This window comes from Georgenia sp. X1117 (assembly GCF_057784635.1).
Genome location: NZ_CM173492.1, coordinates 115,941 through 137,484, shown reverse-complemented (window position 1 = coordinate 137,484; position 21,544 = coordinate 115,941). Strand labels below are relative to the sequence as shown.

At 75.2% G+C, this 21,544-nt stretch carries 17 protein-coding genes; 7 read left to right on the top strand and 10 right to left on the bottom strand.

Going from position 1 to position 21,544, the window contains the following annotated elements; all coding sequences use genetic code 11:
- Positions 1-19: 19 nt before the first annotated feature.
- The 5 genes from gcvP to AC3D3D_RS00610 form a co-directional block, all read right to left on the bottom strand.
- A complete protein-coding gene (gcvP, locus tag AC3D3D_RS00630) occupies positions 20-2,893 on the bottom strand; it encodes an aminomethyl-transferring glycine dehydrogenase (RefSeq protein ID WP_488512612.1) in 2,874 nt (957 codons plus the stop codon).
- 50 nt (positions 2,894-2,943) lie between these two features.
- Positions 2,944-3,330, bottom strand: a complete 387-nt coding sequence (gcvH, locus tag AC3D3D_RS00625; RefSeq protein ID WP_463661513.1) for a glycine cleavage system protein GcvH — start codon at positions 3,328-3,330, stop codon at positions 2,944-2,946.
- Between the two features lie 44 nt (positions 3,331-3,374).
- A complete protein-coding gene (gcvT, locus tag AC3D3D_RS00620) occupies positions 3,375-4,475 on the bottom strand; it encodes a glycine cleavage system aminomethyltransferase GcvT (protein ID WP_463661514.1) in 1,101 nt (366 codons plus the stop codon).
- A gap of 98 nt (positions 4,476-4,573) precedes the next feature.
- The gene (locus AC3D3D_RS00615) at positions 4,574-4,969 is read right to left on the bottom strand and encodes a universal stress protein (protein WP_463661515.1); all 396 of its coding nucleotides are present in this window, start codon (positions 4,967-4,969) and stop codon (positions 4,574-4,576) included.
- Between the two features lie 159 nt (positions 4,970-5,128).
- A complete protein-coding gene (locus AC3D3D_RS00610; protein WP_463661516.1) occupies positions 5,129-6,358 on the bottom strand; it encodes a DUF4192 domain-containing protein in 1,230 nt (409 codons plus the stop codon).
- A gap of 180 nt (positions 6,359-6,538) precedes the next feature.
- Between AC3D3D_RS00610 and AC3D3D_RS00605 the strand changes: the two genes are divergently transcribed.
- A complete protein-coding gene (locus AC3D3D_RS00605; RefSeq protein WP_463661517.1) occupies positions 6,539-7,645 on the top strand; it encodes a polyprenyl synthetase family protein in 1,107 nt (368 codons plus the stop codon).
- Between the two features lie 138 nt (positions 7,646-7,783).
- On the opposite strand, the gene AC3D3D_RS00600 is transcribed toward AC3D3D_RS00605, so the two are convergent.
- Positions 7,784-8,131 carry an Rv2175c family DNA-binding protein gene (locus tag AC3D3D_RS00600; protein WP_463661518.1) on the bottom strand — a complete coding sequence of 116 codons (348 nt, stop codon included), beginning with the start codon at positions 8,129-8,131 and terminating at the stop codon, positions 7,784-7,786.
- 309 nt (positions 8,132-8,440) lie between these two features.
- On the opposite strand from AC3D3D_RS00600, the gene AC3D3D_RS00595 reads away from it, so the two are divergent.
- Together AC3D3D_RS00595 and AC3D3D_RS00590 are read left to right on the top strand one after the other, a co-directional pair.
- The gene (locus tag AC3D3D_RS00595; protein ID WP_463661519.1) at positions 8,441-9,772 is read left to right on the top strand and encodes a lytic transglycosylase domain-containing protein; all 1,332 of its coding nucleotides are present in this window, start codon (positions 8,441-8,443) and stop codon (positions 9,770-9,772) included.
- Between the two features lie 98 nt (positions 9,773-9,870).
- Positions 9,871-12,177 (top strand): Stk1 family PASTA domain-containing Ser/Thr kinase, encoded by a 2,307-nt coding sequence (locus AC3D3D_RS00590; RefSeq protein WP_463661520.1) that lies wholly within the window; start codon positions 9,871-9,873, stop codon positions 12,175-12,177.
- 122 nt (positions 12,178-12,299) lie between these two features.
- On the opposite strand, the gene AC3D3D_RS00585 is transcribed toward AC3D3D_RS00590, so the two are convergent.
- Both AC3D3D_RS00585 and AC3D3D_RS00580 read right to left on the bottom strand, forming a co-directional pair.
- Positions 12,300-13,649 carry a class II 3-deoxy-7-phosphoheptulonate synthase gene (locus AC3D3D_RS00585; protein ID WP_463661521.1) on the bottom strand — a complete coding sequence of 450 codons (1,350 nt, stop codon included), beginning with the start codon at positions 13,647-13,649 and terminating at the stop codon, positions 12,300-12,302.
- A 108-nt stretch (positions 13,650-13,757) separates the two neighbouring features.
- Complete coding sequence (locus AC3D3D_RS00580; protein WP_463661522.1) at positions 13,758-14,984, bottom strand: pyrophosphate--fructose-6-phosphate 1-phosphotransferase; 1,227 nt, start codon at positions 14,982-14,984, stop codon at positions 13,758-13,760.
- A gap of 135 nt (positions 14,985-15,119) precedes the next feature.
- On the opposite strand from AC3D3D_RS00580, the gene AC3D3D_RS00575 reads away from it, so the two are divergent.
- From AC3D3D_RS00575 to AC3D3D_RS00560, 4 genes are all read left to right on the top strand, one after another.
- The gene (locus tag AC3D3D_RS00575; protein ID WP_463661523.1) at positions 15,120-15,764 is read left to right on the top strand and encodes a hypothetical protein; all 645 of its coding nucleotides are present in this window, start codon (positions 15,120-15,122) and stop codon (positions 15,762-15,764) included.
- A gap of 113 nt (positions 15,765-15,877) precedes the next feature.
- Positions 15,878-17,752: an AMP-dependent synthetase/ligase gene (locus AC3D3D_RS00570; protein ID WP_463661524.1), complete on the top strand. Its 1,875-nt coding sequence runs from the start codon at positions 15,878-15,880 to the stop codon at positions 17,750-17,752.
- A 10-nt stretch (positions 17,753-17,762) separates the two neighbouring features.
- Positions 17,763-19,601 (top strand): DEDD exonuclease domain-containing protein, encoded by a 1,839-nt coding sequence (locus AC3D3D_RS00565; RefSeq protein ID WP_463661525.1) that lies wholly within the window; start codon positions 17,763-17,765, stop codon positions 19,599-19,601.
- A gap of 50 nt (positions 19,602-19,651) precedes the next feature.
- Entirely contained in the window at positions 19,652-19,930 is a 279-nt protein-coding gene (locus tag AC3D3D_RS00560) for an Lrp/AsnC family transcriptional regulator (RefSeq protein ID WP_463661526.1), read from the top strand.
- Between the two features lie 108 nt (positions 19,931-20,038).
- Here the strand turns inward: AC3D3D_RS00560 and trpD are convergent, their stop codons facing one another.
- Together trpD and AC3D3D_RS00550 are read right to left on the bottom strand one after the other, a co-directional pair.
- A complete protein-coding gene (trpD, locus tag AC3D3D_RS00555; RefSeq protein WP_463661527.1) occupies positions 20,039-21,109 on the bottom strand; it encodes an anthranilate phosphoribosyltransferase in 1,071 nt (356 codons plus the stop codon).
- Positions 21,106-21,540 (bottom strand): response regulator transcription factor, encoded by a 435-nt coding sequence (locus AC3D3D_RS00550; RefSeq protein ID WP_463661528.1) that lies wholly within the window; start codon positions 21,538-21,540, stop codon positions 21,106-21,108. The genes trpD and AC3D3D_RS00550 overlap by 4 nt, the downstream gene beginning before the upstream one ends.
- Positions 21,541-21,544: the final 4 nt, after the last annotated feature.

Below are 21,544 nucleotides of genomic sequence, written 5' to 3'. Positions count from 1 at the left end.
CTTCCGCGCGACGCGCATCTCAGGCACCCTCCGCCGCCGTCGTCGCGGGCCCGGTCGGTGCGGCGAAGGCCTCCGGTGGCGGGCAGGAGCACACGAGGTTGCGGTCCCCGTAGGCACCGTCGATCCGGGCCACCGGCGGCCAGTACTTGCCCTCCTCGCCGGCCGGGAAGGCGGCCTCGGCGCGGGTGTAGGGGTGGTCCCACTCCCCCGCCAGCCGGGCCGCCGGGTGCGGCGCACCGACGAGCGGGTTGTCCTCGGCGGGCCAGCGCCCGTCGGCCACCGCCTGCGCCTCCGCGGCGATGGCGAGCATCGCGTCGACGAAGCGGTCGATCTCCCCGATGTCCTCGGACTCGGTCGGCTCGACCATGAGCGTCCCCGGGACCGGGAAACTCATCGTCGGGGCGTGGAAGCCGTGGTCGATGAGCCGCTTGGCGACGTCGTCGACCGTGATGCCCGTGCGGGCCCGCATCGGCCGCAGGTCGAGGATGCACTCGTGGGCCACCGTGCCGTCCGCACCCCGGTAGAGCACCGGGAAGGTGTCCGCGAGCCGCGCGGCGACGTAGTTGGCGGCCAGCACCGCGTCCTCGGTCGCGCGGCGCAGACCGTCGGCCCCCATGAGCCGGACGTAGGCCCAGGTGATCGGCAGGATCGACGGCGAGCCGTAGGGCGCGGCGGAGACGGCGCCGTCGGGCCGGAGCCCGCCCTGGGCCAGGGGGTGGCCGGGCAGGAACGGGGCCAGGTGCGACTTGACGGCGATCGGGCCGACGCCGGGGCCGCCCCCGCCGTGCGGGATGCAGAAGGTCTTGTGCAGGTTGAGGTGGGAGACGTCGCCGCCGATCGAGCCGGGCCGGGCGTGGCCGAGCAGCGCGTTGAGGTTCGCGCCATCGATGTAGACCTGTCCCCCGCGCTCGTGGACCACCTCGCAGACCCGGCGCACGTGGGCCTCGTAGACGCCGTGGGTGGAGGGGTAGGTGAGCATGATCGCGGCCAGCTCGTCGGCGTGGGTGTCGGCCAGGTCGACGAGCGCGTCGAGGTCGATCGACCCGTCGTCCGCCGAGGGGACGACCACCACGGTGAGGCCGGCCAGCACCGCGGAGGCGGCGTTGGTGCCGTGCGCCGAGGCGGGCACGAGGCAGACCCGGCGCCCCTCCTCTCCCCGGGAGCGGTGGTAGGCCCGGATGGCCAGCAGGCCGGCCAGCTCGCCCTGGGAGCCGGCATTGGGCTGCAGCGAGACCGCCTCGTAGCCGGTCAGTGCGGCGAGCCAGCGCTCGAGGTCGTCCACCAGCGTGAGGTACCCGGCGACGTCCTCGGCGGGGGCGAACGGGTGGACCTGGGCGAAGCCCGGCCAGGAGATCGCCTCCATCTCCACGGCGGCGTTGAGCTTCATCGTGCACGAGCCCAGCGGGATCATCCCGCGGTCGAGCGCGTAGTCCTTGTCGGCGAGGCGGCGCAGGTAGCGCAGCAGCTGGGTCTCCGAGCGGTGCGCGTGGAAGACGGGGTGGGTGAGGTAGTCCGAGCCGCGGCGCATCGAGGCGGGCACGCCGCTCGCCGCCGGGTCGACCGGAACCTGGCCCCCGCCCGGCTCGACCGTCGCCTGGTCCCCGTCCGCGCCGGGGCCGCGCCCGAGCACGGCCCGGACGACGACGTCGAGGTCGGCGGCCGTGGTGGTCTCGTCGGCGGAGACGCGCAGGGTGTCCTCGTCGTGCACCCAGATCAGGACGTCCTCGGCCCGGGCGGCCGCGGCGACCTCGTGGGCGCGGCCGGGCACGGTGACGGTGAGGGTGTCGAAGCGGCCGTGGGCGGCCACGTCCGCGCCGCCGGCGGTGAGCGCGCCGGCCAGGGCGTCGGCGGTGGCGGCGGTGCGCGCCGCGATCGCCCGCAGGCCCTCGGGGCCGTGGTACACGGCGAAGGTCGAGGCCATGACCGCCAGCAGGACCTGGGCGGTGCAGATGTTGCTCGTGGCCTTCTGACGGCGGATGTGCTGCTCACGGGTCTGCAGGGCGAGCCGGTAGGCGGGGCGGCCGTCGGCGTCGACGGACACGCCCACGAGCCGGCCCGGCAGCTGCCGCTCGAGCCCCTCGCGCACGGCGAGGAACCCGGCGTGCGGCCCGCCGAAGCCCATGGGCACGCCGAGGCGCTGGGAGGAGCCGACCGCGACGTCGAAGCCGAGCTCACCGGGCGGCGTCATGAGCGTGCAGGCGAGCAGGTCGGTGGCCGCCACGGCCAGGGCGCCCGCCTCGTGCGTGGCCTCGACGAGGCGGCGGACGACGTCGGCTTCGGGGATCCGGCCCGAGGCGCCGGGCAGCTGGAGGACGACGCCGACCACACCGGTCAGGTCGGGCAGCTCGCCGCCGCCCAGGTCGGCCGCGACCAGCTCCAGCCCCACCGGCTCGGCGCGGGTATCCAGGACGGCGGCGGTCTGGACGAACAGGTCCGTGTCGATGACCACTCTGCGCCGGTCGCCCTTGGCGACCCGGCCGGCGAGCAGCACGGCCTCGGCCACGGCGGTGGCCTCGTCGAGCATGGAGGACCCGGCCACGGGCAGGCCGGTGAGATCGCCGACCACCGTCTGGAAGTTGAGCAGCGCCTCGAGACGGCCCTGCGAGATCTCCGGCTGGTAGGGCGTGTAGGCGGTGTACCAGGAGGGGTTCTCCAGGACGTTGCGGCGGATGACCGCGGGGGTGCGGGTGCCGTAGTAGCCCTGCCCGATCATCGACCGGCGCACGGTGTTCGCCGCCGCGAGGGCGGCGAGCTCGGCCTGGACCTCGGTCTCCCCGGCCGGGCCCGGCAGCGGGAGGTCGGCGGCGACAGCGCCGGGGTCCTCGCGGATGTCGGCGGGCAGGGCGCGGGCCATGAGCTCGGCGGTGCTCGTGGCCCCGACGGCGCCCAGCATGGTCGCGCGGGCGGTCTCGTCCTGGCCGAGGTGGCGGGTGGCGAAGTCGTTCACGCCTGCGCCTCGGCGGCCAGGGCGGTGTAGGCGGCGGCGTCGAGCAGGTCCGTCGGCTCGGCGCTCAGGGTCAGCTCGTAGAGCCAGCCCGCCGCGTGGGGGTCGCTGTTGACCAGGGCGGGGTCGTCGACGGCGTCGGTGTTGTGGGCGGTGACCTCGCCGTCGGCAGGGGCCACGAGGTCGGAGACGGACTTCGTCGACTCGATCTCCCCGCAGGCCTCGCCGGCGGTGACCTGGGACCCGACCTCGGGCAGGTCGACGTAGACGGCCTCGCCCAGGGCGTCGGCGGCGTAGCGGGTCAGCCCCACGCGGGCGGTGGTGCCGTCGACCTGGATCCACTCGTGGTCGGCGGTGTAGCTGCGGTCCTCGGGGTAGCTGCTCATGACGGACTCCTCCGGTTCTCGTGCGCGGGACGGGTGCGAGGCGCCTACGCGGGGCGCCGGTAGAAAGGTAGTTCGACGACGGTCATCGGCTGTCGCCGGCCGCGCACATCGACCTCGACGGCGGTGCCCGGCTCCGGGGCGCCGGTGACGAGGGCGAGCGCGACGGGGTGGCCCAGCGTCGGTGAGAGCGCGCCCGAGGTGACGGTGCCGGCCTCGGCGCCGTCGACGAGCACCGTCGAGCCCGCCCGGGCGGCGCGGCGACCCTCACCCACGAGCGCGACGAGGCTGCGGCCGGTGGGGCGCTCGCGGGCCTTCTCGAGCGCACCACGACCGACGAAGGCGTGATCCTCGTCGAGGTTGACGAGCCTGCTCAGGCCCACCTCGTCGGGGCCGGTCTGCCGGGTGAGCTCGTTGCCGTACAGGGCCATGCCCGCCTCGAGCCGGAGCGTGTCGCGCGCGGCGAGGCCGGCGGGGACGAGCCCGCGGCCGTCGCCGGCCTCGAGCAGGGCGTCCCACAGGGTCACGGCGCGGGCGGCAGGTAGCATGATCTCGTAGCCGGTCTCGCCGGTGTAGCCGGTGCGGGCGAGCAGCACCTCGACCCCGGCGACCTGCGTGGGAACGGCACGGAAGTAGCGCAGGGAGTCGAGGTCGGCGGTGGTCAGCGGAGCGAGGATCTCCGGCGACCGGGGGCCCTGGACGGCGAGCAGGGCGCGGCCCAGGGTGCGGTCGTCGACCGACACGTCGGCCACACCCTCCGCGCGGGCGGTGAGCTCGTCGAGGACGACCAACCGGTTCGCGGCGTTGGCGACGACGAGGTACTCGGCCGGACCGAGACGGTAGACGACGAGGTCGTCGAGGATGCCGCCGTCCTGGTCGAGCAGGACGGAGTAGCGCGCCCGGCCCTCCTCCTGGGTCGAGGGGCGGGTGACCAGCGCCCGGTCCAGCGCCGCCGGGGCGCCGGGGCCGGAGACCACGAGCTGGGCCATGTGCGAGAGGTCGAACAGGCCGGCGGCGGTGCGCACGGCGTGGTGCTCGGCGAGCTCGGAGGTGTAGCGCAGCGGCATCTCCCAGCCGGCGAAGGGGGTGAGGGTGGCCCCGGCCCGTTCGTGCGCAGGGTGCAGGGCGGTGTGCAGCAGGTCGGGCACGGAGCTCCTCGGGTCGCGACGGCGCGGGCGTGACCCAGGTTACGTCGGATTCTGGGGCCGGGTGACGTCCGGGCGGCGTCCGGACGGCGGGCGCCGGGTCAGGACACCTCGGGGTGGACGACGAGGACCGGGCAGGGCGACTCGAGGATGACGTGCTGCGCTCCCCCGCCGAGGGTGAGCGTGCCCGCCGGTGGGCGCCGGGCGAGCCCGATGACCACGAGGCGGGCCCCGGTGTCGGTCGCGACGTGGACGACCTCGTGCCCCGCGTCCTGACCGAGTCCGACGTAGCGCAGCTCGTGGGCGACGTCGGCCTCGTCGAGCCGCTCCCGCGCGGCGTCGGCGTCGATCTCGACGACGGTCTGGTCGTCCTCCTCGCTTCGCGCCCGGGTGAGCACGACCACGACGGTCTCGTCGGCCTCCGAGGCGGCGGCTATCGCTGCTCCGAGCGCCGCCTCGCCCTCGGGGGTGGCCAGGTACGCGACGACGACAGGCATGCGCTCCTCCTCCACGTGCGTCCGGGGTGCGCACGCCACGACGCTACCGTCAGCGGGCGCGCGCCGCGCTCCGTTCGGCTCCCGGGCACCTGCGGCGCCCCGATCGGCACGGCTACCCGAGCGGAGGGCGCTGCTCGCCCCATGGCTCCCGGTGCGGCGTCAGGCGGCGCTGTCCTCGTCGTGGTCCTCCCATCGCGGGTCGAGACCGTCGAGGAGGTCGAGCACCGCGGCGAGATCGACGTCGTCGAGGTCGGGGTCGTCCTCGAAGGTACCGAGGTCCATCCAGTCCTCCTCCCCCTGGTCCGTCCACGGCGGCGGGCCGCCGAGCGGGCCCGGTGCGGGCGCCCCCGGACCGCCCAGGCCGGCGGGCGCGGTGCCCGAGGACTGCAGGTCGGCGACGAGCTCGGCCAGGGAGTAGCCCGGGCGGTCGGTCAGCGCCTGCTCGGACAGGACCGCCGCCCGCGCGCCCTCTCCCCTGCGCCAGGCCAGCATGGCGAGCATCGACAGGGCCGGCGCGGCCGCGCCGTCGGGGGCGTAGCGGGCCAGGACCTCCAGGGGTACCCGCCGCTCCGGATCCTCCGTGGGACCGCCGGCCCACAGCGGCCCGACCATCTGCGGGTCGGCGAGCAGCTCGACGGGCAGGGACCGGCCGACGATGACCCGGGTGAGCACGGCGTCGCGGACCTTGAGGCGCTCGAGGCCGACCAGCAGCCGGGCGAGCAGCTCGCGGTCTCGCGCCCGGGGCCGACCGGTGCCCAGGAAGCCGGCGCGCACCATGTCGTCGTAGGCGCGGACCGTCATGCCCGTCGACGGTGCCCGCCGCTGCATCCGTGCGGACACGGCGTCCGCGAACAGGCGCCCGACCTCGCTGCCGGGGCTGCGCTCGATGCCGAGACCGGTGCGGTCGCGCAGGGGCGCCGAGCCCGTGAGCACGAGCTCGGTGACCGCGCGGGAGTGCCCGAGCTCGGCGAGGTCGCGATCGCCGGCGCGCTCCTCGAACGGTGAGTGCCCGGGCAGGCGCAGCCACCCGTCCCCGGCGACCAGCCAGGCGCCGACGCGCGGGTCGTCGTGCTCGCGCACCCGGCGCACGGCGTCGAGCACCTGGTTAAGCTCGCGGGCGGTGCGCAGCGGCACGTCGGTGTGCACGACCACGGCGTAGATGCCGAGCCGGTCGCGGTGGAAGCGGCGCACCACGTGCGCCACGTACTCGTCGCCGGCGGGGCCGCCGGCGTCGGCCAGGTCGAGCCGGGCCGCGGGCCCGACCCCTCTGCCCCCGGGGACCATGGGGGTGGTCAGCAGGGTGATCGACTCCTCGGGGTGGAAACCGAGGAGGTGCGGGACCGCGCCGACGAGGTCGGCGTCGCTGGACAGCTTGAGTGAGGTGGTCATGACCAGACGCTGGCACCAGGCGGCCGGTGCCCGCCCAGGCCCTGTGCACGAGCGAGGTGGCCGCGGGGCTGTGGGACGAGGTCGCGCCCGACGCGACGCCGCCGCGCGCCGATCGTCCTCGGCGCCCGTGGGCCGCGGGCGCGGCGCTCCTGTGCACCGGCGCCGACGTAGGCTCGGGCCATGCCCCCCACCGCGCTGCCCGCACCCCTGCCCGACGTGCGTTCCACGGTCGACGGGGCCAGCCTCGCCGCCTTCGACGCCGCGCTGGACAGGCTGGCCGAGCTCGGGCCCCAGCTGGCCGACCTCGCCGACCCCGCCCGGGCGCTGCTCGCCGGCGGGAAGCGCTCCCGGGCCATGCTCGCCTTCGCCGGGCACCTCGCGGCGGGCGGCGAGGCCGAGGTCACGCCCGACGCCCCGATCGTGCGCACGGGCGCCGCCCTGGAGCTCTTCCAGCTCGCCGCCCTCGTGCACGACGACGTGATGGACGCGGCGGCCACCCGACGGGGGCAGCCGGCGGCGCACGTCGCGGTGGCGCGCACCCACGCCCGCGACGACCTCGCCGGGGACCGGGAGGCCTACGGGCAGGCCGGAGCGATCCTGCTCGGCGACCTGCTGCTGGCCACCGCCTCCACGGAGATGGACGCGGCCAGGGCGGCGGTCGACCCGGCGGCAGGGGGTGCCGCGCGCGCGGTCTTCGACCACATGTGCGCCGAGGTGGCCGCCGGTCAGTACCTCGACGTGCGCGCGGCGGCGACGCCGCTGTCGGTGGACCCCGAGCACGCGCTCACCCGGTCGCTGGCCGTGCTGCGGCACAAGTCGGCCCGATACTCGGTCGAGCACCCCCTGGTCATCGGCGCCTCGCTCGCGGGTGCGGCGCCCGCCCTCGTGGCGGGCCTGCGGGCGGTCGGCGAGCCGCTGGGCGAGGCGTTCCAGCTGCGCGACGACGAGCTCGGGGTCTTCGGCGACCCACTGGTCACCGGCAAGCCCGCCGGCGACGACCTGCGCGAGGGCAAGCGCACCGCCCTGCTCGCCCTGACCTGGGCGGCCACCGACGACGGGGGCCGCACCGAGCTGGAGTCCCTCGTCGGCAACCCCGCCCTCGACGACGCCGGCGTGACGCGCCTGCGGGAGATCATCACCGGCTCGGGGGCCCGGGAGGCCCACGAACGGCTCATCGGCGAGCGCGAGCAGGCGGCGTCGGCCGCGCTCGGGGCGCTCGAGATCGGCAGCCACGCCCGCGAGGTGCTGCGCTCGCTCAGCGACGCGCTCGTCACCCGCTCCGCCTGACCGACGACCGGTCGGGCGCCGCCCGAGCGCGCGCCCAGCACGCCGAGGTCCGGGGTACGCGCGGCCGGCGGGCCCACGCCCAGGGGCCCGAGGTAAGAAGGCCTGGGGGGAGAAGTCCTGGGGTGAGAAGTCCTGGGCTCAGAAGGCCTGGGCGAGGGCCACGCGGCGCACGGCGTGCACGTGGCCCGACCGCAGGGCCTCGATGGGCGCGCACCCGAGCTCGTCGTCGGGGGTCCACAGCCACTCGAGGGCCAGCTCGGGCGACATCCCGCCGTCGGACAGGAGGGTGAGCGTGCCCGGCAGCCCGTCCAGCGGGCCGGGGACCTCGGCCGTCAGGTCGAGCATCTCGCGCGCGACGCCGCTGGCCCCCGACGCCGAGCGCACCGCGAGCAGCCGACCCTCGCGCACCATCTGGCGGACGTCGCGGTCACGCACGCCGAGCAGGTCGGCGGCGTCGGGGACGGAGATCCAGGTGGGCTCGTTCATGTCGCCAGGCTAGGTCAGGAGCCTGGCGCCCCGTCCGCGGTGCCCGGCCGCTCCCGTCCCGCCGCTCTCCCGACCCCGGCCCCTCGGCCACCCGCGCTCCCGCGCTCCCGCGCTCGTCCCTGCGACCGAGCGCCTCACCGGCGCACTCCTTCTTCCGACCGAGACCGCGCCCACGGGTTAGACGTGAACCCCATCTCCCACTAGTGTCCCTTTCGTTACACCAGTAACACCAGTCCATCTGTTCACGTCCGTCGCTCCAGCCCGTCTGGTCACCAGCGCGGGACGCGTACCACCCTTCCCGGAGGACACATGCCCGCCGTCGCTCGCGCCCACCGCCGAACGCGCCGTCGCCCGCTCGCTCTCGCCACCCTGGCCACGACCGCCATCGGCGTGCCGACGCTGCTCGCCGCTCCCGCGGCGGCCGTCGACGCCCCCGTGACGACCACTGTCGGCACCGGCGCGATCCAGGCCGCCCGCCCCGTCGCCACGACCACCACCGCCGCGCCGGCCGCCCTCGCTGCGGTCCGCACCGCACCGCTGGGCACCATGTCGCCCGTCGTGCGCACGAGCCCCGAGGACGCGTCCTACCTCGTGCGGCCCGGAGACACCCTCATCGGGATCGCCCGCGCCCACGGCACCAGCGTCGGCGCGCTGATCCAGGAGAACGCGATCACCGGGTCGCTCATCTACGCCGGCCAGACCCTGCGCCTGCCCGGCGCCACCTCGGCGCGCACCGAGCAGACGGCGTCCTCCTCGGGGGGCTCCTACACCGTCGAGCGGGGCGACACCCTCATCGGCATCGCCCGGGAGCACGGCACGAGCGTGCGCGAGCTCCAGCAGGCCAACAACCTCACCGGCACGATCATCCGCGCCGGGCAGTCCCTGACGATCCCCGGCGCCTCGGGGGGCGACGCGGGCGGCGGCTCGACCGACTCGGCCGCCCCGGCGAGCAGCTCCGGCGGCTCCTACACCGTGCGCAGCGGCGACACCCTCACCGGGATCGCCGCCGCCAACGGCACGAGCGTGTCGGCCCTGGCCGAGGCGAACTCGCTGTCGTCGTCCCACCGGATCTACGTCGGCCAGTCGCTGACGATCCCCGGCGCCGGCGGCGCCACCGACTCGGGCCCGGTGACCTCCGACCCGGGCAACACCTCGGGCGGCGTGGGCTCGACCTTCGCCGGACGCACCTACCCCGAGGCCGTCGTGGGCGCGGCCAACGCCAACCGCACCGCGCTCGTCGAGGCCGGGGTGCCCTCGCGCGCCGAGATGCAGGAGCTCGTGCGCAGCACCGCCGTCGCGATGGGTGTGGACCCGGCCCTCGCGCTGGCGCACGCCTACGTCGAGTCCGGCTTCAACCAGGCCGCGGTCTCCCCCGCCAACGCCATCGGCACCATGCAGGTCATCCCGTCCTCGGGCGAGTGGGCCTCCCAGCTGGTGGGGCGCCCGCTCAACATCCTCAACCCGCAGGACAACGTCACCGCGGGCGTGGCGATCATCCGGGCGCTGCAGGGCTCGGCCGACGACTCCGACCAGGGCATCGGCGCCTACTACCAGGGCCTGGGCGGCGTGCGCGCCAACGGCATGTACCCCGACACCGAGCAGTACGTGGACACCGTGCGCTCGGCGATGAACCGCTTCTGACCTGCCCGCAGGTCCACCGGGCCGGGCACCCCCTGGGTGGGGTGCCCGGCCCGGCGCGCGTCCACCCGGGCCCTGCCCGGCCCGGTTAGCATCCGCCTGTGGACACCCGCGCCGACCCGCTGGCCGGCCACCTCGTCGACGAGCGCTACGAGATCATCGAGCGCGTCGCGCGCGGTGGCATGGCCAGCGTCTACCGTGCGCGCGACCGCCGCCTCGAGCGGATCGTGGCGGTGAAGATCATGCACCCGCACCTGGCCGAGTCCCCCGACTTCGTGCGGCGCTTCCGGCGCGAGGCCCGGGCCGCCGCCCGCCTGTCCCACCCCGGCGTCGTGGCCGTCCACGACCAGGGCGTCACCGGCGAGTCCTCCTACCTGGCGATGGAGTTCGTCGACGGCCCCAACCTGCGCGACGAGCTGCGGGCCCGCGGGTCGCTCACGCTGGGCCAGACCCTGGACGTGCTCGAGCAGGTGCTCGACGCGCTCGCCGCGGCGCACCGCGCCGGCCTCGTCCACCGGGACATCAAGCCGGAGAACATCCTCGTCACCGCCGACGGCCGGGTGAAGGTCGCCGACTTCGGCCTGGCCCGGGCGATCAGCGAGACAACGGCGGCCACCTCGGGCACGGTGCTCGGCACGGTCGCCTACATCGCCCCCGAGACGGTGCTCGACGGCGTCGCCGACCCGCCCGCCGACGTCTACGGCGTCGGCGTCGTGGCCTACGAGCTGCTCACCGGGGCCCAGCCCTTCACCGGGAGCACCCCCGCCCAGGTCGCCTTCCAGCACGTCAACTCCGCCGTCCCGGGTCCTGGCAGCTCGCTGCCCTGGATCCCACGCGAGGTCGACGACCTCGTCGCCGCGCTCACCGCCCAGGACCCGGCCGACCGCCCGACCGACGGCGACGAGGCACTGGCGCTCGTGCGGCGCACCCGCGCCGTGCTCCGCGAGGAGGTGCTCGACCGGCGCTCGGAGGTCGAGCCGCGCCCCCCGGTGCAGTTCGAGGCGCCCGAGGACGAGACGCAGGCGAGCACGCCGACCGACCGTGCCGGGCAGTCGGTGGCCATCCCCATCGGCTCGATCCGCCCCGAGGGACGCACCGCGCCGCGCCGGGCGCGCGCCGCCGGCGGGGGGCCGGCCCGCCGCCCCGCCGCACCTCCCACGCCCTCCCCGTCCGACGTCGGTGGACCCACCGCAGCTGCGCCCACCGAGTCCACGCCGGGACCGACCACGGACGGCGCAGCGCCGCCGGGCACCTCGCGCGCGACGGAAGCTGCGGGACCGGTCCCGCAGCGCGCCGAGGCCTCGGGCCCGTCGGCCACCCGACCCACCCCCCAGCGCGCGTCCGGCCCGCAGCACACCTCCGCCCCCGCCACGCAGCGCACCTCTGCGTCCACCCCGGACGAGCACGACGGCGCCACGCGCCCCATCCCCGTGCGTCACCACTCGGCGCAGCCGGCCCTGCAGGCCACCCCGGCCTCCCGGGGCGAGGTCCTGGACAGCCCCTCCCGATCGCGGGCCAGGGTCGTGCGCCGCCGTCGCACCGGCGTGATCGTCGGCCTGGTCGTGCTGCTCGCCGCGCTCGGCGCGCTGGCGTGGTGGCTGCTCACCGCCGGTCCGCTGGCCGGCACGCCGGTTCCGGACGTCACCGGCCGGCCGGGCGCGGACGCGAGCGCGGTCCTCGAGGAGGCCGGCCTGACCCCCACCCCGGAGGAGGCGTTCTCCGACGACGTCGCCGAGGGCAACGTCGTGAGCACCTCCCCGGCGGCCGGGGAACGCACGCGCGACGAGGAGGTGACCGTCGTCGTCTCCCTCGGCGTGGAGATGCTCGCGGTGCCCGACCTCGTCGGCAGCACCCGGGACGAGGCGGCCGACCTCCTCACCACCGCGCGCCTGACCCTGGGCGACGTGCGCACCACCTACGACGACACGGTCCCGGCCGGCGAGGTCATCTCGTCGACCCCCCGCGCGGGCGAGGTCATCCCCCACGACCAGCCGGTCGAGCTCGTGGTCTCGGACGGACCCGAGCCGACCACGGTCCCCGACGTCGTCGGCACCGACCAGGACGCGGCCGAGGACGCCCTCGACGAGGCGGGGCTCGTGCCCGAGGTCAGCCAGGAGTACTCCGACACCGTCGACGAGGGCCTCGTCATCTCCCAGGACCCCTCCGAGAGCGACGCGCACGTCGGCGACACGGTCGAGATCGTGGTCTCCCTGGGGCCCGAGCTCGTCGAGGTGCCCGACCTGCTCAACGTCCAGGTCGACGAGGCGATCGACCAGCTCGAGGCCCTGGGCCTGGAGGCGGAGCGGGAGGACGTGCTCGGGGCCTACTACGGCATGGTGCGCCAGCAGAGCCCGGAGGCGGGCGAGATGGTCGAGCGCGGCACCGTCATCACCCTGCACGTGGTCTGACCGCGGCTGATCCGCGGACGACGCTGCCCCGCAGACGCCGCGGACCCGCCCCCGAGGTGCGGGGACGGGTCCGAGCCAACCAGGTCCTGCGCGCCGGTCTCGCCGGCGGAACGGTGGGCGTCTCAGCGGCGCAGCATCGCGGCGACCTCGAAGGCGATCTGCAGCGACTGCTGGTGGTTGAGCCGCGGGTCGACCAGCGTCTCGTAGCGACGGGCCAGGCCGGCGTCGTCGATCGGGTCGGCACCGCCCATGATCTCGGTGACGTCGTCCCCGGTCAGCTCGACGTGCAGGCCGCCGGGCACGGTGCCGAGCGCCTCGTGCACCTCGAAGAAGCCGCGCACCTCGTCGAGGATCGTGCTCATCTCGCGGGTCTTGTACCCCGAGGGCGAGGTGATGGTGTTGCCGTGCATCGGGTCGCACACCCACGTCACCGGGCGCCCGTCAGCCTGGACGGCCGCGACGATCGCGGGCAGCGCGTCGCGGACCGTGCTGGCCCCCATCCTGGTGATGAAGGTGAGGCGGCCCGGCAGGCCCTCGGGGTTGAGCCGGTCCATGAGGGCGCGGACCTCGTCGGCGGAGACCGTGGGGCCGAGCTTGACCCCGATGGGGTTGCGCACCCGCGAGAGCAGGTCGACGTGCGCGCCGTCGACCTGACGGGTGCGCTCACCGATCCACAGGAAGTGGGCGGACGTGTCGTAGGGCAGCCCGGTCCGGTGGTCGATCCGGGTCAGGGCGGACTCGTAGTCGAGCAGCAGGGCCTCGTGCGAGGAGTACATGTCGACGGTACGCAGCGCGTCGAAGTCGACCCCGGCGGCGGCCATGAAGCTCAGCGCGCGGCCGATCTCGCCGGCCAGCGACTCGTACCGCGAGTGCGCGGGATTCTCGATGAAGCCGCGGTTCCACTCGTGGACCAGCCGCAGGTCGGCGAAGCCTCCCCCGGTGAAGGCCCGGATGAGGTTGAGCGTGGTCGCCGAGCGGTGGTAGGCCCCCAGCAGGCGCTGCGGGTCGGGGATGCGCTCGGCCTCGGTGAAGCCGTGCGCGTTGACGGCGTCGCCCCGGTAGGCCGGCAGCGTGACGCCGTCGCGGGTCTCGTTCGGGCTCGAGCGCGGCTTGGCGTACTGCCCGGCCATCCGGCCCATCTTGACGATCGGCAGGCTCGCGCCGTAGGTGAGGACGACGGCCATCTGCAGGATCGTGCGGATCTTGTTCCGGATCCGGTCCGCCGTGGACTCCGCGAAGGTCTCGGCGCAGTCCCCGCCCTGGAGCAGGAAGGCCTCGCCGCGGCCGGCGGCGGCCATGCGGTCGGTGAGCCGGTCCGCCTCGCCCGCGAAGATCAGCGGCGGGCTGGCCGCCAGCTCGTCGACCGCCGAGCGCAGCGCAGCCTCGTCGGGATAGGTCGGCTGGTGGGCGGCGGGCAGGGACCGCCACTTCTGCAGGCCGTCCAGAGTCTCCTTCGAGGGTTCGACGTTCACCCGGTCATCGTAGGTCGGCGCGCGGGCGCCGCGGTCGTCCCGACCGCAGCGCGGACGCGCGCCGACCTGCGTACGGCGTGCTTCCGGTGCCGTGCCGGCGCCGAGACGTCAGTGCTGCGCGGGCTCCGCGGCCCGCACGCCCTGCCCCAGGTCGGCCATGAGGTCGGTGAACCACTCCTGGGATACGTCGAAGGGCTTGCCGCCGCCGACGCGCTCGTGCTCGATGGCGCGCAGCAGCCCGCCACGCTCCTCGTCGTGGCCGATGAGCCCGGAGCCGCCCTCGAGCGCGACCTGCACCGCCAGGTCGGTCATCGACTTGATGAGCCGCAGGTCGTCGGGGTCCGCGGCGGCCGACCGCGAGAAGTAGCCCGACTTCTGGACCATGACCTTCTCCGCGCCCAGCTTCTCGGCGAACTGCTTCGCGAACCAGTTCCCCGGGTTGATGGTGTCGAGCTTGACGTGACCGAAGGGGTCGCGCTCGACCTCCTCGCCGCGAGCCTCGAGCTCGGCGACGATCTCGGGGACGCCGGCGCCCTCGGACAGGAAGATGGTGACGTTGCCCTGCTCGTCCATGATCGAGCGCAGGCGGGCGGCCTCGGCGTCGATGTCCAGGTGCAGCTCGGGCAGGAACACCGCGTGCACGTCCCAGCGCTCCCGGGTCAGGCCGAGGGCGGGCGCCCACTCCTGGGTGTCGAGCCACGTGCGGTAGCGGCGCGCCGCGGCGGCGGTGAGGTACCCGCAGTGCCGGCCCATGACCTCGTGCACGATGAGCATGCGCGGGTTGGACCGGTGCTCGCCGACGATGTTGGCCGCGAACTCGGCCGCCTCCCCGGCCGCGGTCCAGGCGCCGAGCGACTGACGCACCGGGACGATGTCGTTGTCGATCGTCTTGGGCAGGCCGACGACCGTCATGTGGTGGCCGTTGTCCTCGAGGTAGCGGGCCAGGTCCGCCGCGGTGGTGTTGGTGTCGTCGCCGCCGATGGTGTGCAGGACGTCGACGCCGTCCTTGACCAGCTGCTCGGCCGCGACCTGCAGGGGGTCCTGCCCCTCGGCGACCAGCCCGCGCTCGACGAGGTCGGCGACGTTGGTCAGCTTGACCCGGGAGTTGCCGATGGGACTGCCGCCGAAGCGGTGGAGGATCGGCGCCTGCGCGCGGGCCTCGGCCGTGATCTCGATCGAGGTGCCGGTGAGCAGGCCGTGGTAGCCGTGCTGGTAGGCGATGATCTCGACCTCGGGGGCGATCTCGGTGTAGCGCTCGATGAGACCGCCGACGGCGGAGGACAGGCAGGGCGCGAACCCGCCCGCGGTGAGCAGGGCGACGCGGCGGACAGACATGGCGGGCCTTTCGACGGCGTGCGTGGGGATCGCCGCCATCCTACGAGCCGGGCCGGTGCCCGCACCGACGGGGCCACGGGGGCGCTCCCCCGCCCCGGCCACGCCGCCCGCCTCTGCGGGGCTACCGTGGTGGGCGTGACGACCTCACCGCCCGAGCCCGAGGAGGGCCCCGGCACGGCCGACGACGCCGCGTCCGCGCACGAGCCGGTCACCCCCGGTCCGGCGCCGGACGAGCACGGCAGGGGCGACTCCCCCGAACCGGCGGACGGCACCCCGGAACCGGCGGACGGCACGCCGGAATCATCGGACGGCCCCGACGGGCCGCGCGGCGGCGCGCACGAGCCCGAGGTTCTCGACGACGACGAGGTGGACCGCCGCTTCGCCTCGATCCTGGCCGGCCTGGGCGCCACCGACGGCACCGCGGCCGGCTCCGCCGCGCTCCCGCCCGCGCGCCCCGCACCCGCACCCGCCGACGTCCCCCCGGCGCTGGGTCCGCGCGACCAGATCCTCGAGGAGCACCCCGAGGACCCCGCCTGGGGCGTGGACGGGTTCGTCGAGCCCGACCCGCCCGGCCCGAACCTGTCCGACCCGGGTGCCATCGTCGGCTGGCTCGCCGCAATCGGCCCGCTGGTCGTCGGCCTGGTCCTGGGGATGATCGGGCGCCCGCCCTCGGTGCCGATGATGCTCGTCGGGCTCGCCGTCATCATCGGCGGTGTGGTCCTGCTCGTGCGCCGGCTCCCCGACGAGCGCGGCCCCGGTTCCGACGGCGCCGTCGTCTGAGGGGCCTGGCCCCACGGTCGGGCGCGGGCCCACGGCCGGGCGCAGGCTCGCGGGCGGGCGCCCACGCTAGGGTCGCCACCACACCGCCCGCACCCCCGCCAACGGAGGCCCCCATGTCGAGCGACCCCCGGCCGAGCCCCCCGGCCTCGACCCCCCGCGCGATCGAGATCGACCCGGCGTCGTCGATCACCACCCTGCTCGTCGACCACGCCCGCAGCACCCCCGGGAAGATCCTCTACCGGGAGAAGGTCGGGGGCACCTGGGTCGACCACGACGCCGCCTGGACCCTGCTCCGCGTCGAGCAGCTCGCCAAGGGGCTGCTCGCCTCCGGCATCGAGGCGGGCGACTCGGTGGCCATCATGTGCCGCACCCGCATGGAGTGGACCCTGCTCGACCTGGCCGCCTGGTACGTCGGCGCGGTGCCCGTGCCGATCTACGAGTCCTCCGCCGCGGACCAGGCCCAGTGGATCGTCGGCGACGCCGACGTGCGCCTCGCCTTCGCCGAGACCCCCGCCAACGCCGAGGTCCTGCACGAGGCCGGCACGCTCGAGGGCGGCACGCCCTCCCTGCGCGAGGTGCTCGTCATCGACGACGGCGCCCTGGACACCCTGGTCGAGCGCGGCGCCGAGGTCACCGACGACGAGGTGCGCGCCCGTCAGCAGGCGGTCCGGCTCGACGACCTGGCCACGATCATCTACACCTCGGGCACGACCGGCCGCCCCAAGGGTGCCGAGCTGACCCACGAGAACTTCGCCGCACTGTCGGTGGAGACCGTCCACGACCTCGAGGAGGTCGTGCGTCAGCCCGGTGCCTGCACCCTGCTGTTCATCCCGCTCGCGCACGTGTTCGCCCGGTTCGTCGAGGTCCTCATCCTCGCCGCCGGCGTCCCGCTCGGCCACGCCCCCGACCCCAAGGAGGCGGTCGCCGACCTGGCGGTCTTCCGGCCCACCCTGCTGCTGTCGGTGCCGCGGATCTGGGAGAAGGTCTACAACTCCGCCGAGCAGAAGGCCGGCAGCGGCATCAAGCTGCGTCTCTTCCGCGCCGCGGCCAAGGCCGCCGAGGACTGGTCACGAGCGCTGGACACCCCGAAGGGCCCCTCGCCGCTGCTCAAGGCGCGGCTCGCGGTCCTCGACCGCCTCGTGCTCTCGAAGCTGCGCGCGCTCATGGGCGGGCAGCTCCGCTACGCGGTCTCCGGCGGCGCACCGCTGGGGGCCCGGCTCGGCCACTTCTACCGCGGCGTCGGGCTGGTGGTCCTCGAGGGCTACGGCCTGACCGAGACGACGGCGCCGATCGCCGTGTGCCGCCCCGACTCGCTGCGGATCGGGACGGTCGGCCTGCCCATGCCGGGCACCGAGATCCGGATCGCCGAGGACTCCGAGATCGAGGTCCGCGGCCTGCCGGTCTTCCGCGGCTACCACGGCAACGCCGAGGCGGACGCGCAGTCCTTCACCGAGGACGGCTACTTCCGCACCGGGGACCTCGGCTCGCTCGACGACGGCCACCTGCGCATCACCGGCCGCAAGAAGGAGATCATCGTGACCGCGTCGGGCAAGAACGTCGCCCCGGCGCTCCTGGAGGACCCGCTGCGCGGCCACCCCCTCATCTCGCAGTGCGTCGTCGTCGGCGACCAGCAGCCCTTCATCGCCGCGCTGCTCACCCTCGACGAGGAGATGCTGCCCGGCTGGCTCGCCAACCACGGCCGCGAGGCGATGACCCCGGCGCAGGCCCGCGAGGACGACTTCGTCAAGGAGCGGCTCCAGCAGGCGGTCGACCGGATCAACCGCCGGTTCTCCCGGGCGGAGCAGATCCGGGAGTTCGTCATCCTGCCCGAGGACCTCACGGTGGACAACGGCTACCTCACGCCCTCGCTCAAGGTGAAGCGGTCCGCCGTGCTGGCCGACAACGCCGACGTCATCACCGCCCTGTACACCGACGCCAGGGCGCGCCGGGACAGCGCCCCGACCGGGGATGTCCCCTCCGGTCCGTAGCCTGTCAGGCGTGTCGTCCTTGCTCGCCCCCGTCCCCGGCCGCCGCCTGGCCACCGAGGACCACGGCGAGGGCCGGCCGTACCAGATCGGCCTCGACGAGCTGGGCACGCCCCTGCACGAGGTGACCTTCGTCGTCGTCGACCTGGAGACCACCGGCGGGGGCGCGCAGACCGACCGGATCACCGAGATCGGGGCGGTCAAGGTGCGCGGCGGCGAGGTCCTCGCGGAGATGGGCACCCTCGTCAACCCCGGCGTGCCGATCCCGCCCCAGATCACCGTGCTCACCGGCATCACGACGGCGATGGTCACGCCGGCCCCGCCGATCGAGGAGGTCCTGCCGACCTTCCTGGAGATGGCCGGCCTCGACCGCGGCTCGGTGCTCGTCGCGCACAACGCGCGCTTCGACGTCGGCTTCCTCAAGGAGGCGATGCGCCGGGCCGGGCGCGAGTGGCCCCGGCCGATGGTCGTCGACACCGTCCAGCTCGCCCGCCGCGTCGTCACCGACGACGAGGTGCCCAACCGCAAGCTCGGCACCCTGGCGGCCTACTTCGGCGCGACGACGACGCCCGACCACCGCGCGCTGTCCGACGCGCGGGCCACGGTCGACGTCCTGCACGCCCTGCTGGGACGGCTCACCCCGCTCGGCATCACCCACCGCGAGGACCTGCCGAGCCTGGCCGAGAAGGTGCCGGCGCACCGGCGCCGCAAGTCCTCCCTGGCGGCGGGCCTGTCCGGCGGGCCCGGTGTCTACCGGTTCGTCGGGCCCGACGGGCGCGTGCTCTACGTCGGACGCGCCACGAACCTGCGTCAGCGGGTGCGGTCCTACTTCACCACCGCCGAGCGGCGCGCCCGCATCGGGGAGATGGTCGACCTGGCGGTCGGCGTCGAGGAGATCCCGTGCGCCACGGTCCTCGAGGCCCAGGTGCGCGAGCTGCGGCTCATCGCCGAGCTCGACCCGCCCTACAACCGACGCTCGAAGCGTCCCGCGCGCCTGCCGTGGGTCCGGCTGACCGACGAGCCCCACCCCCGGCTGACGATCGTCCGCTCGATCGACGCCGAACAGCTCGCCACCTCGCTGGGACCCTTCACCTCGCAGCGGGCGGCCACGCTCGCTCTGGAGGCGATCCAGGCCGCGGTGCCCGTGCGCCGCTGCACGACCCGGCTGCCGGCCACGCCCCGCGCCGGTGCGCGTGCCTGCGCGCTCGCCGAGCTCGGCCGGTGCCCGGCGCCCTGCGTGAGCGGGCCCGAGCTGCTCGAGCTCCGCCCGCGGCCCCGGGCGGAGGGCACGGAGGCACCCCCCTCGCACGACGCCGCCGTCGCCGCGGTGCGCACCGTCCTCGCCGGGGACCCGGCCCCGGTCCGCGACGCCGTGCTGGCCCGGATCACCCGACTCGCCGCCGAGCAGCGCTACGAGGAGGCGACCACCGAGCGCGACCGGCTGCGCGCGCTGCTCGTGGCCGCCCGCCGGACCGAGACGCTGCGGCCGCTCGTGGCCACCGCGCAGATCATCGCGGCGCGGGCCCTGCCCGCCGGCGGCTGGGAGCTCGTCGTCGTGCGGCACGGTCGCCTGGCCGGCACGGCCGTGAGCCCACCGGGCGCCGACCCGATGGACACCGTGGCCGCCCTGGTGGCCACGGCCGAGCACGTACCCACCCCGACCACCGCGTGGGGCGCGGCCTCCGCCGAGGAGACCGAGATCCTCGCGGCGTGGATCTGGCGCGGCGGCACCCGGCTCGTCGAGCACAGCGGGGAGGTCGCGCTCGGCACTCCCGTCGCCGGCGCCGGCGCACTGCCCCTGCCGCCCGGCCCGGACTCGCTCATCGGGGATGATGGGTCACGACGGCGCTGACCAGGCGTCACCCGCACGCCGGCCCGGCCGGCACGGAGCCAGGAGGAGACATGCTCACCGCCATCGTCATGATCGAGGCCGACGTCGCCCGCATCCCCGAGGTCGCCCAGCAGGTGGCGGACCTCGACGGCATCGCCGAGGTGTACTCGGTCACCGGCGACTTCGACATGATCGCCATCGCCCGGGTCGACCAGCACGAGGACCTCGCGGTCGTCGTCTCCGACCGCCTCGGCAAGGTGGAGGGGGTCACCGGGACGACGACGTACCTCGCCTTCCAGGCCTTCTCCCGCCAGGACCTCGAGCAGGCGTTCCACATCGGCCTGGACTGACCGCCGAACCCCCGGGGCTCGCCGGTCACTTCGGCCCAAGCATCAAGCCCCCTGGCTGGATTCTTCTGAATCCAGCCAGGGGGCTTGATGATGCGATCGGCGGAACCGTCAGTCCGCGGTGGTCAGCTCGATCCAGCGGTCGAGCCGGGCGCGTGCGGCGCCGGAGTCGATCGACTCGCGCGCGTGCGTGAGGCCCGTGCGCAGGCGGGCCACGAGGTCCGGCTCCTGCTCGGCGTCCAGTCCGGCCAGCGTGCCGTCCGCGACGAGGGCCGCGGCGGCGTTGAGCTCGACCGCCTCGCGCACCGCGCCGCTCTCGCCGGCAAGCACCCGGGCGGCGACCCCGGCGTTGAACTGCGCGTCCTGACCGCGCAGGTCCTCGACCGTGCTCGGGGCGAGGCCGAGCTGGGCGACGGCGTCGATCTCGTGGGCCGTGACCTGGCCGCCCGCCACCTCCCAGACCTGGTTGACGGTCGTGGTGGACAGCTCGTCGAGGCCGTTGTCCCGACCACGGAAGACGAGCGCCGAGGTCCCGCGCGCGGCGAGCACACCGGCCACGAGCGGGGCGCTGCGCAGCGGCGAGACCCCGATCGCGCCCGCGCGGGGCCGAGCGGGGTTGGTCAGCGGCCCGAGCAGGTTGAAGGCGGTCCCGATCCCCAGCGCCCGCCGCGTGGGGGCGGCGTGCCGCATCGACGGGTGGAACATGTTGGCGAAGCAGAAGGTCAGCCCGTTGTCCCGGAAGACCCGCTCGACGGTGGGCACGTCGAGGTCGAGGTCGACCCCGAGGCGCTCGAGCACGTCGGCCGAGCCGGAGGCCGACGACGAGGCGCGGTTGCCGTGCTTGACGACCCGCACGCCCGTCCCGGCGATGACCAGCGAGGCCATGGTGGAGATGTTGACGGTGCGCAGCCGGTCCCCGCCCGTGCCGACGATGTCGACGACATCGCTGGGCACGTCCACCGGCAGGGCGTGCTGGAGCATCTCGTCGGCGAGCCCCCGCAGCTCGTCGACCGTCTCCCCCTTGGTGGCCAGCGCAGCGAGGAACCCGCCGAGGACGACCGGGTCGGTCCCGCCCGTCATCACCTCGTTCATCGCCCAGGCGGTGTCCCGGGCGGCCAGGTCCTCCCCCGCGACGAGGCGGGCGAGCAGGTCCGACCAGCGGCGCGTCGGCGTCGACGTCACGACAGCCGGGCGCGGAGCAGACCGGACAGCGCCTCCTGCAGCTCACGCGGGTCGACCGGGTAGCTGGCCACGGCGTCGGACTCCGACCAGGTCGCGAGCCACCGGTCCTGGGGCCGGGCGATCATCAGCAGCACCGGCGGGCAGTCGTACACGGAGGTCTTGAGCCGGCGGGCCACGGCCATGCCGCCCTCCTTGGGCGCCTCCGCGTCGAGGATCATCGCGGCGATCCCCCCGGCCTCGACGCGCTCGACGACCGCCTCGGCGGTGGCGACCTCGACGAGCTCGACGAGCGGCAGGTCGCGCGCGGGGCGCCGGCCGACCGAGGAGATGATCTCCCGCCGGGTCGCGGAGTCGTCGGAGAAGACCAGGACGGTGAGCCGACCCTCGTCGGCCGCGGGCCCCGTGCCCTCCTGGGCGCTGGTGACGGTCATGTAT

What these genes read in the sequence shown, in the direction of transcription:
- AC3D3D_RS00600 (WP_463661518.1), bottom strand. Translation starts at nt 8,131, where the DNA reads ATGAACGAGCCCACCTGGATCTCCGTCCCCGACGCCGCCGACCTGCTC.
- AC3D3D_RS00595 (WP_463661519.1), top strand. Translation starts at nt 8,441, where the DNA reads ATGCCCGCCGTCGCTCGCGCCCACCGCCGAACGCGCCGTCGCCCGCTC.
- AC3D3D_RS00560 (WP_463661526.1), top strand. Translation starts at nt 19,652, where the DNA reads ATGCTCACCGCCATCGTCATGATCGAGGCCGACGTCGCCCGCATCCCC.
- gcvH (WP_463661513.1), bottom strand. Translation starts at nt 3,330, where the DNA reads ATGAGCAGCTACCCCGAGGACCGCAGCTACACCGCCGACCACGAGTGG.
- AC3D3D_RS00570 (WP_463661524.1), top strand. Translation starts at nt 15,878, where the DNA reads ATGTCGAGCGACCCCCGGCCGAGCCCCCCGGCCTCGACCCCCCGCGCG.
- AC3D3D_RS00605 (WP_463661517.1), top strand. Translation starts at nt 6,539, where the DNA reads ATGCCCCCCACCGCGCTGCCCGCACCCCTGCCCGACGTGCGTTCCACG.
- AC3D3D_RS00550 (WP_463661528.1), bottom strand. Translation starts at nt 21,540, where the DNA reads ATGACCGTCACCAGCGCCCAGGAGGGCACGGGGCCCGCGGCCGACGAG.
- AC3D3D_RS00615 (WP_463661515.1), bottom strand. Translation starts at nt 4,969, where the DNA reads ATGCCTGTCGTCGTCGCGTACCTGGCCACCCCCGAGGGCGAGGCGGCG.
- gcvP (WP_488512612.1), bottom strand. Translation starts at nt 2,893, where the DNA reads ATGCTGGGCGCCGTCGGGGCCACGAGCACCGCCGAGCTCATGGCCCGC.
- AC3D3D_RS00610 (WP_463661516.1), bottom strand. Translation starts at nt 6,358, where the DNA reads ATGACCACCTCACTCAAGCTGTCCAGCGACGCCGACCTCGTCGGCGCG.
- AC3D3D_RS00580 (WP_463661522.1), bottom strand. Translation starts at nt 14,984, where the DNA reads ATGTCTGTCCGCCGCGTCGCCCTGCTCACCGCGGGCGGGTTCGCGCCC.